The sequence below is a fragment of the Pseudomonas fluorescens genome (assembly GCF_001307155.1).
Lineage (GTDB): Bacteria > Pseudomonadota > Gammaproteobacteria > Pseudomonadales > Pseudomonadaceae > Aquipseudomonas > Aquipseudomonas helvetica.
In genome coordinates this window covers 3,637,632-3,650,402 of the sequence record NZ_CP012830.1, presented here as the reverse complement: position 1 = coordinate 3,650,402, position 12,771 = coordinate 3,637,632, and the positions used below count along the sequence as shown (strand labels likewise).

11 protein-coding genes are annotated in these 12,771 nt (G+C 60.8%); 9 read left to right on the top strand and 2 right to left on the bottom strand.

What is annotated here, in order from left to right:
- The first annotated feature begins 59 nt into the window (after nucleotides 1-59).
- The 4 genes from AO353_RS16440 (at nucleotide 60) to AO353_RS16425 (ending at nucleotide 3,180) form a co-directional block, all read left to right on the top strand.
- Complete coding sequence (locus AO353_RS16440) at nucleotides 60-368, top strand: arsenate reductase (protein WP_237142995.1); 309 nt, start codon at nucleotides 60-62, stop codon at nucleotides 366-368.
- 33 nt (nucleotides 369-401) lie between these two features.
- Complete coding sequence (gene dapD, locus AO353_RS16435; protein WP_054595905.1) at nucleotides 402-1,436, top strand: 2,3,4,5-tetrahydropyridine-2,6-dicarboxylate N-succinyltransferase; 1,035 nt, start codon at nucleotides 402-404, stop codon at nucleotides 1,434-1,436.
- Nucleotides 1,437-1,573: 137 nt separating this feature from the next.
- Complete coding sequence (locus AO353_RS16430) at nucleotides 1,574-2,779, top strand: aminotransferase class V-fold PLP-dependent enzyme (RefSeq protein ID WP_054595904.1); 1,206 nt, start codon at nucleotides 1,574-1,576, stop codon at nucleotides 2,777-2,779.
- Nucleotides 2,776-3,180: a SufE family protein gene (locus tag AO353_RS16425; protein WP_054595903.1), complete on the top strand. Its 405-nt coding sequence runs from the start codon at nucleotides 2,776-2,778 to the stop codon at nucleotides 3,178-3,180. Before AO353_RS16430 ends, AO353_RS16425 begins: the two co-directional genes overlap by 4 nt.
- Before the next feature lie 125 nt (nucleotides 3,181-3,305).
- Here AO353_RS16425 and tcdA read toward each other — a convergent pair whose 3' ends face one another.
- Complete coding sequence (gene tcdA / locus AO353_RS16420; RefSeq protein WP_162491271.1) at nucleotides 3,306-4,118, bottom strand: tRNA cyclic N6-threonylcarbamoyladenosine(37) synthase TcdA; 813 nt, start codon at nucleotides 4,116-4,118, stop codon at nucleotides 3,306-3,308.
- Nucleotides 4,119-4,386: 268 nt separating this feature from the next.
- On the opposite strand from tcdA, the gene AO353_RS16415 reads away from it, so the two are divergent.
- The 4 genes from AO353_RS16415 to AO353_RS16400 all read left to right on the top strand — a co-directional run bounded on the left by AO353_RS16415 (nucleotide 4,387) and on the right by AO353_RS16400 (nucleotide 9,612).
- Nucleotides 4,387-6,978 (top strand): glycosyltransferase, encoded by a 2,592-nt coding sequence (locus AO353_RS16415; RefSeq protein ID WP_054595901.1) that lies wholly within the window; start codon nucleotides 4,387-4,389, stop codon nucleotides 6,976-6,978.
- 196 nt (nucleotides 6,979-7,174) lie between these two features.
- Entirely contained in the window at nucleotides 7,175-8,326 is a 1,152-nt protein-coding gene (dapE, locus tag AO353_RS16410; RefSeq protein ID WP_054595900.1) for a succinyl-diaminopimelate desuccinylase, read from the top strand.
- The gene (locus tag AO353_RS16405; protein ID WP_019692073.1) at nucleotides 8,326-9,135 is read left to right on the top strand and encodes a putative RNA methyltransferase; all 810 of its coding nucleotides are present in this window, start codon (nucleotides 8,326-8,328) and stop codon (nucleotides 9,133-9,135) included. Before dapE ends, AO353_RS16405 begins: the two co-directional genes overlap by 1 nt.
- Nucleotides 9,136-9,234: 99 nt before the next feature.
- The gene (locus tag AO353_RS16400) at nucleotides 9,235-9,612 is read left to right on the top strand and encodes a hypothetical protein (protein WP_054595899.1); all 378 of its coding nucleotides are present in this window, start codon (nucleotides 9,235-9,237) and stop codon (nucleotides 9,610-9,612) included.
- A gap of 179 nt (nucleotides 9,613-9,791) precedes the next feature.
- On the opposite strand, the gene AO353_RS16395 is transcribed toward AO353_RS16400, so the two are convergent.
- Nucleotides 9,792-10,001 (bottom strand): cold shock domain-containing protein, encoded by a 210-nt coding sequence (locus AO353_RS16395; protein ID WP_054595898.1) that lies wholly within the window; start codon nucleotides 9,999-10,001, stop codon nucleotides 9,792-9,794.
- 245 nt (nucleotides 10,002-10,246) lie between these two features.
- Here AO353_RS16395 and plsB point away from each other — a divergent pair, with 245 nt between their 5' ends.
- Nucleotides 10,247-12,751 carry a glycerol-3-phosphate 1-O-acyltransferase PlsB gene (gene plsB, locus AO353_RS16390; protein WP_054595897.1) on the top strand — a complete coding sequence of 835 codons (2,505 nt, stop codon included), beginning with the start codon at nucleotides 10,247-10,249 and terminating at the stop codon, nucleotides 12,749-12,751.
- Nucleotides 12,752-12,771 lie beyond the last annotated feature (20 nt).

Below are 12,771 nucleotides of genomic sequence, written 5' to 3'. Positions count from 1 at the left end.
ATTCCTTGACCGCTTCAAGCAAAACGTTGCACCTTTTCGGCATCAAAGCCTGCGACACCATGAAAAAGGCGCGCACCTGGCTCGATGAAAACGCTGTGCATTTTGACTTTCATGATTACAAAACGGCCGGAATCGACCGTGAACACCTGACCCAGTGGTGCAACGAGCACGGCTGGCAAGTGGTGCTCAACCGTGCAGGCACGACCTTTCGCAAACTCGACGACGAACGTAAAGCCGATCTCGACCAGGCGAAAGCTATCGAATTGATGCTCGCACAACCTTCGATGATCAAGCGCCCGGTGCTCGATCTCGGTGACCGAACCCTGATTGGCTTCAAGCCAGACATTTACGCGGCAGCGCTCAAGTAAGCCAGCCCGTTCAATTTTGTTAGAGGTATAAACATGTCCACTACCCTGTTCAGCCTGGCCTTTGGTGTCGGCACTCAAAACCGTCAAGGTGCATGGCTGGAAGTGTTTTACGCAGCTCCGGTACTCAAGCCATCGGCTGAGCTGGTCGCCGCTATCGCGCCGATTCTGGGCTACACCGAAGGCAATCAGGCTATCGCCTTCACTACCGCCCAGGCCGCGCAACTGGCTGAAGCCCTGAAAGGTGCCGACGCTGCTCAAGCGGCGCTGCTGACCCGCCTGGCCGAAAGCCACAAGCCGCTGGTCGCCACCCTGCTGGCCGAAGACGCACAACTGAGCTCCACCCCTGAGGCCTACCTCAAGCTGCACCTGCTGTCCCATCGCCTGGTCAAGCCACACGGCCTGAACCTGGCCGGGATCTTCCCGTTGCTGCCGAACGTGGCCTGGACCAGCCAGGGCGCAATCGACCTGAACGAACTGGCCGAGCATCAACTGGAAGCCCGTCTGCGTGGCGAGCTGCTGGAAGTGTTCTCGGTCGACAAGTTCCCGAAAATGACCGATTACGTCGTACCGGCTGGCGTGCGTATCGCTGACGCGGCACGTATTCGTCTGGGTGCCTACGTGGGCGAAGGCACCACCGTGATGCACGAAGGTTTCGTCAACTTCAACGCCGGCACCGAAGGCCCTGGCATGATCGAAGGCCGCGTCTCTGCGGGCGTGTTCGTCGGCAAGGGTTCGGACCTGGGCGGCGGTTGCTCGACCATGGGCACCCTGTCGGGCGGCGGTAACATCGTGATCAAGGTCGGCGAAGGCTGCCTGATCGGCGCCAACGCCGGTATCGGCATTCCATTGGGCGACCGCAACACTGTTGAGTCGGGCCTGTACGTAACCGCTGGCACCAAAGTGGCACTGCTGGACGAGAACAACAAACTGGTCAAAGTGCTCAAGGCCCGCGAACTGGCCGGCCAGCCTGACCTGTTGTTCCGCCGCAATTCGGAGACCGGTGCCGTGGAATGCAAAACCCACAAATCGGCCATCGAACTGAACGAAGCGCTGCACGCTCACAACTAAGCAGAGCGTCAAACACCCCCCGTAGGAGCAAAGCTTGCTCGCGATGCTTTTGGCGGCCTCAAGGGCCCCATCGCGAGCAAGCTCTGCTCCTACAGGGCCAGGCGTACACCCGCCCATGTTTATCAGGGCCCGATGGCATGATGATTCCTTCTCCCTGGCGCGCCGATTTTCCGGCCATCGCCGCTCTGCAACGGCAAGACCAGACCTATCTGGACAACGCCGCCACCACCCAGAAACCCCAAGCCCTGCTCGATGCGCTGGCGCACTACTACGCCAACGGCGCAGCCAACGTTCATCGTGCGCAACACCTGCCCGGCGCCCATGCCACGCAGGCGTTCGAAGGCAGCCGCAGCAAAGTCGCGCATTGGCTCAATGCCGGCAACAGCGGGCAAATCATCTTTACCCACGGCGCAACCTCTGCGCTGAACCTCCTGGCCTACGGCCTGGAACACCTTTTCAATCCGGGCGATGAGGTTGTCATCAGCGCCCTGGAACACCACGCCAACCTGTTGCCGTGGCAGCAATTGGCGCACCGTCGCGAGCTGAAACTGGTGGTGTTGCCGCTGGACGCGGACGGCCTGATCGATCTCGACGCCGCCGCCCGGTTGGTCGGCCCGCGCACGCGATTGCTGGCGGTCAGTCAGTTGTCCAATGTGCTCGGCGCATGGCAACCGTTAGCGCCGTTGCTGGCGCTGGCCAAGGCGCAGAACGCCTTGACCGTGGTCGACGGCGCCCAAGGCGTGGTCCATGGCCGCCATGACGTGCAGGCACTGGGCTGCGACTTTTACGTTTTTTCCAGCCACAAACTCTATGGCCCGGACGGTCTCGGCGTGCTGTATGGCCGCAACGAAGCCTTGCAACAGCTGCGCCCATGGCAGTTCGGCGGCGAGATGGTACTGGACGCCAACTACCACGACGCACGTTTCCGCCCGGCCCCGCTGGGCTTTGAAGCCGGCACGCCACCGATTGCCAGCGTGATTGGCCTGGGTGCGACCCTCGACTATCTGGCCGGTCTCGACCAGGACGCCGTGTGCGCCCACGAAGCCGCGCTACATGATTACCTGTTGAAGGGCTTGCAGGCGCGCAATGGCATTCGCCTGCTGGGCAAGCCGCAACTGGCACTGGCCAGTTTTGTCGTCGAAGGCGTGCACAACGCCGACCTGGCGCATCTGCTCACCGAACAGGGCATCGCCGTACGCGCCGGACACCACTGCGCAATGCCGTTGCTGAAAAGCTTCGAACTGGCGGGAGCGATCCGGGTTTCGTTGGCGCTGTACAACGACTCGGAAGACCTCGAGCGCTTTTTCGAAGCCCTTGATCAAGCACTGGAGTTGTTGCGATGAGCCTGCCGACGGATGCCATTACGGCACTGGAAACCTTTCAGGCCGCTGCCGGCTGGGAACAACGCGCTCGCTTGCTGATGCAATGGGGCGAACGGCTTCCGGCGTTGAGCGATGCAGACAAGACCGAGGCCAATCGCGTACACGGCTGCGAAAGTCAGGTGTGGCTGGTGGGCGCGCTGCACGATGGTCATTGGCAGTTTGCTGCCAGCAGCGATGCACGATTGATTCGCGGGTTGGTGGCGTTGCTGCTGGCGCGGGTCAACGGCTTGACCGCCGCCGAGTTGCAACAGGTGGATTTGCCCGATTGGTTCAATCAACTGGGGTTATCGCGACAACTGTCGTCGTCGCGCAGCAATGGCCTCAATGCGGTGTTGCAGCGGATGCGCGAACTGTCCACCTGACGCACTCTCGCCTTTTTCTGTAGGAGCAAAGCTTGCTCGCGATGGCATCAACGCGGTCATTGGATGGACCGAGTCGCCTGCATCGCGAGCAAGCTTTGCTCCTACGGGGCGGAGGCAGCGTCGTGTCAGACCGCTGGTTTGATCTTGTCTGCCGGGCGCCGCACACCCGCTACGATCTTATCCACAGCCTTGGTCGCGGCGACCATGCCAAAAGTCGCGGTCACCATCATCACCGCGCCAAAACCGCCGGCGCAGTCGAGTTTCACCCCATCACCGACAAAGCTCTTCTGCAAGCAAATGCTGCCATCGGGTTTCGGATAGCGCAGTTGCTCGGTGGAGAACACGCACGGCACGCTGTAGTGACGGGTCACAGTGCGCGAGAAACCATAATCGCGACGCAACGTGGAGCGCACTTTCGAGGCCAGCGGGTCATTGAAGGTACGGTTCAGGTCACACACCTGGATCAGCGTCGGATCGATCTGCCCGCCTGCACCGCCCGTGGTAATGATCTGGATCTTGCGACGTTTGCACCAGGCGATCAGCGCAGCCTTGGCGTTGACGCTGTCGATGCAGTCGATCACGCAGTCGATATTTGGCGTGATGTACTCGGCCATGGTTTCGCGGGTGACGAAATCCGCCACCGCGTGCACGGTGCACTCCGGGTTGATCCCGCGCAGGCGCTCGGCCATGACCTCGACCTTGGGTTTGCCGACAGTACTGTCCAGTGCATGCAACTGGCGATTGGCGTTGCTGACGCACACGTCATCGAGGTCGAACAGCGAGATTTCGCCGACACCGCAACGGGCCATGGCTTCCGCCGCCCAGGAACCGACGCCACCGACGCCAACAATCGCCACATGGGCCGCGCGCAAACGCGCCAGGCCTTCAATGCCATACAACCGGGCAATGCCAGCAAACCGCGGATCTTCTGTACTCATGACCACTACCCTAAAAACCGGCGCGCATTATAGGGCCGATACGTGCCAAGAACATCTTTGCGCTATAAACGGCAGCAGGTCGTGCTTTATTTGTGTCGGCATATGTACATTTTTTGTCACACAAAAGAACTTAAGCGAAGATGGCTTGCCCAATGTCCGGCTTTTTTCTGTCTGCTGTACGCTCAGTTGAACGCCAGTGTAGGATGCGCGCCGATTGGCGCGTGCCAACCGTCCCCTCGTTCCACACCTTTTGGAACCCGATATAGCTATGTCATCGCGTAAATTTGGACTCAATCTGGTGGTAGTGCTGGCGATTGCCGCGCTGTTCACCGGTTTCTGGGCGCTGATCAACCGCCCCGTCACGACCCCCAACTGGCCTGAGCAGATCTCCGGTTTTTCTTACTCGCCGTTCCAGCAAGGCCAGTTCCCACAGAAAAACCAGTTCCCGTCCGACGATGAAATGCGTCGCGACCTGGAGATCATGAGCAAGCTGACCGACAACATTCGGACCTACTCCGTCGACGGTACGCTGGAGGACATCCCGAAACTGGCGGAAGAATTCGGCCTGCGCGTAACGCTCGGGATCTGGATCAGCCCCGATCTTGAGCGTAACGAGCGCGAGATCCAGCGCGCCATCGAACTGGCCAACAGTTCGCGCAGCGTCGTGCGCGTGGTGGTCGGTAACGAAGCGATCTTCCGTAAGGAAATCACCGCCGAGCAATTGAGCGTGATCCTCGATCGCGTGCGCGCAGCGGTAAAGGTCCCGGTGACCACGTCCGAGCAGTGGCACGTCTGGGAAGAAAACCCGATGCTGGCCAAGCACGTCGACCTGATCGCGGCTCACATCCTGCCGTATTGGGAATTCATTCCGGTGGACCAGGCCGGCCAGTTTGTTCTGGACCGTGCCCGCGACCTGAAAAAACTCTTCCCGAAAAAGCCGCTGCTGCTGTCCGAAGTGGGCTGGCCGAGCAATGGCCGCATGCGCGGTGGTGCTGATGCGACCCCGGCGGACCAGGCGATTTACCTGCGTACGCTGGTGAACAAGCTCAACCGCCAGGGCTTCAACTACTTCGTGATCGAAGCGTTTGACCAGCCATGGAAAGCCAGCGACGAAGGTTCGGTAGGCGCCTATTGGGGCGTGTTCAACGCTGCGCGTCAGCAGAAATTCAACTTCGAAGGCCCGGTCGTAGCGATTCCGCAATGGCGAGTACTGGCGGTCGGCTCCGTGGTCCTGGCGTTGTTGTCCCTGACCCTGCTGATGATCGACGGCTCGGCACTGCGCCAGCGCGGTCGGACCTTCCTGACCTTCACCGCGTTCCTCGGCGGTTCGGCACTGGTGTGGATCGGTTACGACTACAGCCAGCAATACAGCACCTGGTTCAGCCTGACGGTGGGCTTCCTGCTCGCCCTCGGTGCGCTCGGGGTATTTATCGTACTGCTGACCGAAGCCCACGAACTGGCCGAGACCGTCTGGACCCACAAACGTCGGCGTGAATTCCTGCCGGTGGTGGGCGACTCGGACTACCGTCCGAAAGTCTCGATCCATGTGCCGTGCTACAACGAGCCGCCGGAGATGGTCAAACAGACCCTCAACGCCCTGGCCAACCTCGACTATCCGGACTTCGAAGTCCTGATCATCGACAACAACACCAAGGACCCGGCCGTCTGGGAACCGGTGCAGGCCTATTGCGAAACCCTCGGCCCGCGCTTCAAGTTTTTCCACGTATCGCCATTGGCCGGCTTCAAGGGCGGTGCGCTGAACTACCTGATCCCGCACACCGCCAAGGATGCCGAAGTCATCGCGGTGATCGACTCGGACTACTGCGTCGACCCGAACTGGCTCAAGCACATGGTGCCGCACTTCGCCGATCCGAAAATCGCCGTGGTGCAGTCGCCACAGGATTATCGCGACCAGAACGAAAGCACCTTCAAGAAGCTCTGCTACGCGGAATACAAAGGCTTCTTCCACATCGGCATGGTCACCCGTAACGACCGCGACGCGATCATCCAGCACGGCACCATGACCATGACCCGTCGCTCGGTGCTCGAAGAGCTCGGCTGGGCTGACTGGTGCATCTGCGAAGACGCCGAATTGGGTCTGCGGGTGTTCGAAAAAGGCCTGTCGGCGGCGTACTACCACAACAGTTACGGCAAGGGCCTGATGCCCGATACCTTTATCGACTTCAAGAAACAGCGTTTCCGCTGGGCCTACGGAGCGATTCAGATCATCAAGCGGCACACCGCCAGCCTGTTGCGTGGCAAGGACACCGAACTGACCCGTGGCCAGCGTTACCACTTCCTCGCGGGCTGGTTGCCGTGGGTCGCGGATGGCATGAACATCTTCTTCACCGTCGGCGCCCTGCTCTGGTCGGCGGCGATGATCATCGTGCCGCAACGGGTCGATCCACCGCTGCTGATCTTCGCAATCCCGCCATTGGCGCTGTTCGTGTTCAAGGTCGGCAAGATCATTTTCCTCTACCGCCGTGCGGTCGGGGTCAACCTGAAGGATGCATTCTGCGCGGCATTGGCCGGTCTGGCGTTGTCGCACACCATCGCCAAAGCGGTGCTGTACGGTTTCTTCACCAGCAGCATTCCGTTTTTCCGCACCCCGAAAAATGCCGATAACCACGGCTTCTGGGTAGCGATTTCGGAAGCGCGCGAAGAGCTGTTCATCATGCTGCTGTTGTGGGGCGCGGCACTGGGGATCTACCTGGTGCAGGGCATCCCGAGCAACGACATGCGCTTCTGGGTGACCATGTTGCTGGTGCAGTCGCTGCCGTATCTGGCTGCGCTGATCATGGCCTTCCTGTCTTCGCTGCCAAAACCTGCGCCAGAAACCGAGCCGGCACCTGCCGCTTAAATCTGCGCAAACCACTAAACGGCGGCCTCTGGCCGCCGTTTTGCTTTAAGATATCTGCCATTTTGTGGGGCCAGCCCCAATTCCTGTAGGAGCAAAGCTTGCTCGCGATTACGCGACTCGGTGTAACAGAAAGTCCTCATAATCGTTCATCGCGAGCAAGCTTTGCTCCTACACAATAAGCTTCCGGAGTTATTACATGACGGCCCACGCCGACCTTTCGCCGACCCTCCAACTCGCCATCGACCTGATCCGTCGTCCGTCCGTGACGCCGGTCGACGCCGATTGCCAGAAGCAGATGATGCAGCGCCTGGGCGATGCCGGTTTTGCGCTTGAGCCGATGCGCATCGAGGATGTGGATAACTTCTGGGCCACCCACGGCAAACACGAAGGTCCGGTGCTGTGCTTCGCCGGTCACACCGATGTGGTGCCGACCGGCCCGGTGCAGGCCTGGCAGATCGATCCGTTCGACGCGGTGATCGACGAACACGGCATGCTCTGCGGCCGTGGCGCGGCAGACATGAAAGGCAGCCTGGCCTCCATGACCGTAGCAGCCGAACGTTTTGTCGCCGACTTCCCGGACCACAAGGGCAAGGTCGCCTTCCTGATCACCAGCGACGAAGAAGGCCCGGCGCATCACGGCACTAAAGCAGTGGTCGAACGCCTCGCAGCGCGCAAAGAGCGTCTGGACTGGTGCATCGTCGGCGAACCGTCGAGCACCACGCTGGTCGGTGACGTGGTCAAGAACGGCCGTCGCGGCTCCCTTGGCGCCAAGCTCACCGTGCGCGGTGTGCAAGGTCACGTGGCCTACCCGCACCTGGCGAAGAACCCGATCCACCTCGCCGCCCCCGCTCTGGCCGAACTGGCCGCCGAGCACTGGGACCACGGCAACGATTTCTTCCCGCCGACCAGTTTCCAGATTTCCAACGTCAACTCCGGCACCGGCGCGACCAACGTGATCCCGGGTGATCTGGTGGCGGTGTTCAACTTCCGTTTCTCCACCGAATCGACCGTCGAAGGCCTGCAACAGCGGGTAGCCGACATCCTCGACAAACATGGCCTGGACTGGCATGTCGACTGGGCGCTGTCCGGCCTGCCGTTCCTCACCGAGCCGGGCGCCCTGCTCGATGCGGTGTCGGCAAGCATCAAGACCATCACCGGACGCGAAACCAAGGCATCCACCAGCGGTGGTACGTCGGACGGGCGCTTCATCGCCACCATGGGTACGCAAGTGGTCGAGCTTGGCCCGGTCAACGCGACGATTCACCAGGTCAACGAGCGCGTGCTGGCCAGCGACCTCGACCTGCTGACCGAAATCTACTACCAGACCCTGATCAAGTTGCTCGCCTGATGCTTGCCTGTCCTATCTGCAGCGCGCCGCTGAACGCGGTCGACAACGGCGTCGCGTGCCCGGCAGGGCATCGCTTCGACCGCGCCCGCCAGGGTTACCTGAACCTGCTGCCGGTGCAGCACAAGAACAGCCGTGATCCAGGCGACAACCTGGCGATGGTCGAAGCCCGTCGCGATTTCTTGAATGCCGGGCACTACGCGCCGGTAGCCAAGCGTCTCGCCGAACTGGCGGCCGAACGTGCACCACAACGCTGGCTGGACATCGGTTGTGGCGAGGGTTACTACACCGCGCAAATCGCCGACGCGCTGCCAAATGCCGACGGCTACGCGCTGGATATCTCCCGCGAAGCGGTCAAGCGCGCCTGCAAACGTAACCCGCAGTTGACCTGGTTGATCGCCAGCATGGCCCGGGTGCCGTTGGCCGATGCCAGCTGCCAGTTCCTCGCCAGCGTGTTCAGCCCGCTCGACTGGCAGGAAGCCAAACGCCTGCTCAGCCCGGGTGGCGGCTTGATGAAAGTCGGGCCGACCAGCGGACATTTGATGGAACTGCGTGAGCGTCTGTATGACGAAGTGCGCGAATACACCGACGACAAACACCTGGCCCTGGTGCCGGAAGGCATGACGCTGCAACACAGCGAAATCCTCGAATTCAAACTGAACCTGGTCAGCGGCCAGGACCGCGCCAACCTGCTGGCCATGACGCCTCACGGCTGGCGCGCGAGTGCCGAACGCCGGGCGGCCGTCATCGAACAGGCCGAGCCGTTCGAGGTCAGTGTGTCGATGCGCTACGATTACTTCGTTCTGCAGTAATTATTTCAGAGCAACCCTTAAACTTTTGGTCTTGAGCAGTGGCTTGAGACCGGCTAAATCCGCGAATGGATTTTTCGAAACCCGCAGTGAGGAACATCCATGCGCCAACCCGATATCGAGATTTACCTGAAAGACGCCGACGTCGACTACAAGGCTATTGCCACCTGGCTCGGCGCGGCGCTGGGCCCTTGCACCGACTGGGTTCAGAAAGGTCAGACCTACAAGTGCAAGGCCGGCAACGTGCCTGTGACCTGGCTGCCAAAAGCCGTGGGCAAATGGAACAGCCTGTACCTGGAAAGCGACCAGACGCCGTGGGACGACGACATCGCCTGCGCCCGCGCCGCCTTTGCCGCACTGAATGTCGAAGTGCGCTGCGCGCCAGGGACCTGGGTCGAGGAAGAAGGTGAAGAGACGGCGGATCGCTGGATTCGGATCAGCGTCGACGGTGAAGAAGAGATCACCTGGAAAACCGCTTAACCCTGCTAAACAGCCGTGTGGCGAGGGGGCTTGCCCCCGTTCAACTGCGCAGCAGCCGTAAAACCAGCGAACGCGTACTTCCTGAAACACTGCGTTTGCTGAATTTGGGGCCGCTTCGCGACCCAACGCGGGCAAGCCCGCTCGCCACAGGGAATGATGGTGATTTCGCAGTCCGTGGGTTACAGGCCGACTACATCCTCAGCCTGCAAACCTTTCTGCCCATCGACCACGGCGTATTCAACCTGCTGGCCTTCGGCCAACGAGCGGTGGCCTTCGCCACGGATCGCGCGGTAATGCACGAACACGTCTGCCCCGTCCTCACGCTGAATGAAGCCGTAGCCCTTGGCGTCGTTGAACCACTTCACGTTGCCGGTCTCGCGCGTTGCCATCAATCAATCCCCCTATTTTTATTATTGGTCGGCGTGCTCATGAACACGCCTTGTGAACGTTTGCCAGCGCTCGTTTGACTGTAAGAAACAGCGCCGATAGTGGCAAACGACTGGCCGAGTATATGACAGTGGTAAAAACTCTCAACTCAAGATTACTTCGGCGCTTTTTTGCCGATTTTCGACGAATACGGCACACTACCGGCCCCGAGCGCTTGCTCGGTTTTTTCAACTAAAGCAGAAGCCGTATGACCCGCTCCCCGTTCCGCCGTCTGGTGTTTGGCGCCTTGCGCCGACTGTTGTACCTCTGGGTTCGCTCGGAGACGATCAATCAGTCGTCCTTCACCCTCAACCTCGACCGCAGTCGTCCGGTGTTCTACGTCCTGCAAAATCCTTCGCTGACTGATCTTGCCGTGGTCGATACCGAATGCAGCAAGGCCGGACTGCCGCGTCCGGTGCTGCCGACATCAGTGGGCAATCTGCTGGAGCCTGCAGCGTTTTTCTACCTGACGCCTGAGCCCGACTGGCTCGGCCGCCAGGACAAGCGCGGCGCACCGCCCACCCTGACCCGGCTGGTCAGCGCCTTGAGCCAGAATGGCGCCGAAGACGCGCAGATCATCCCGGTCAGCGTGTTCTGGGGCCAGTCGCCGGACAGCGAATCGAGCCCGTGGAAACTGCTCTTCGCTGATAGCTGGGCGGTGACCGGACGTCTGCGCCGACTGCTGAGCATCATGATCCTGGGGCGCAAGACCCGCGTGCAATTCTCCGCGCCGATCCACCTGCGCGAGTTGATCGAGCACAACAAGGGCCATGAACGCACCGTGCGCATGGCCCAACGCATTTTGCGGGTGCACTTTCGCAACCTCAAAGCCGCGGTCATCGGCCCGGACATTTCCCACCGTCGCAACCTGGTCAAAGGCCTGCTGAATCAGCCACTGGTCAAACAGGCGATCCTCGACGAAGCCGAGCGTGAAAACATTTCACCCGAGAAAGCCAAGGCGCAGGCCCTGCGTTACGGCAACGAAATTGCCTCGGACTACACCTACACCGCGATCCGTTTTCTGGAAGTGGTGCTGAGCTGGTTCTGGAACAAGATCTACGACGGGATCAAGGTCAACCACATCGAAGGCGTGCAGAAAGTCGCCCAAGGTCACGAAGTGATCTACGTGCCGTGCCATCGCAGCCACATCGATTACCTGCTGCTCTCCTACCTGCTGTTTCGCAACGGCCTGACGCCGCCGCACGTCGCCGCCGGGATCAACCTCAACATGCCGGTGATCGGCAGCCTGCTGCGGCGCGGCGGCGCGTTCTTCATGCGCCGCACCTTCAAGGGCAATCCGCTCTACACCTCGGTGTTCAACGAATACCTGCACACGCTGTTCACCAAAGGCTTTCCGGTGGAGTACTTCGTCGAGGGCGGCCGTTCGCGCACCGGGCGCATGCTGCAACCGAAAACCGGGATGCTGGCGATCACCCTGCGCAGCTTCCTGCGCTCGTCGCGCATGCCGATCGTCTTCATCCCGGTGTACATCGGTTACGAGCGGGTACTCGAAGGCCGGACCTACCTCGGCGAACTGCGTGGCGCGAGCAAGAAGAAAGAGTCGATCTTCGACATTTTCAAAGTCATCGGCGCGCTCAAACAGCGCTTCGGCCAGGTGGCGGTAAACTTCGGCGAGCCGATCAAACTGGCGGAGTTCCTCGACAGCGAACAACCGGATTGGCGCACCCAGGAGCTTGGCCCACAGTTCAAGCCGGCCTGGCTCAACGAAACCACCAACCGCCTCGGCGAGCGCGTGGCGCGGCATTTGAACGAAGCGGCCGCGATCAACCCGGTGAACCTGGTGGCGCTGGCCCTGCTCTCCACCAGCCGTCTGGCGCTGGACGATCGCGCCATGGCGCGAGTGCTCGATTTGTATCTGGCCTTGCTGCGCAAAGTGCCTTACTCGCCACACACCACGCTGCCGGAAGGTGACGGCCGGGCGTTGATCGAACACGTCAAGGACATGGACCTGCTCTCTGAGCAAAGCGATGCGCTGGGCAAGATTCTTTACCTGGACGAGCAAAACGCCGTCCTGATGACCTACTACCGCAACAACGTGCTGCACATTTTCGCCCTGCCGGCGTTGCTCGCGAGCTTCTTCCAGAGCGCCTCGCGCATGAGCCGCGAACAAATCCTGCGCTACGCGCGCGCGCTGTATCCGTACCTGCAATCGGAGCTGTTCATTCGCTGGTCGCTGGACGAACTGGATGCGGTGATCGACCAATGGCTCGAAGCCTTTGTCGAACAAGGCCTGCTGCGTTTCGAGAACAACGTGTACTTGCGCCCGGCGCCAAGCTCCCGGCATTTCGTGTTGCTGACCTTGCTGTCCAAGAGCATCGCGCAGACCTTGCAGCGCTTCTACATGACCGTTTCCCTGCTGCTCAACAGCGGCCAGAACACCCTCAGCGCCGAAGAACTGGAAGACCTGTGCACGGTCATGGCCCAGCGCCTGTCGATCCTGCATGGCCTGAACGCCCCGGAGTTCTTCGACAAGAGCCTGTTCCGCCACTTCATCCAGACCCTGCTGAACCTCGACGTGCTCAAGCGCGACGAAGCCGGCAAGCTGAGCCACCACGAACTGCTCGGCGAACTGGCTGAAGGCGCGGCCAAACGCGTGCTGCCGGCGGAGATTCGCTTGTCGATCCGTCAAGTGGCGCTGCATCGCAGCGAAGATGCGGCGGATCAACCCGCACCTGCGCTGCAAGCCGACTAAATTACTTAAGGCGCCAGCGT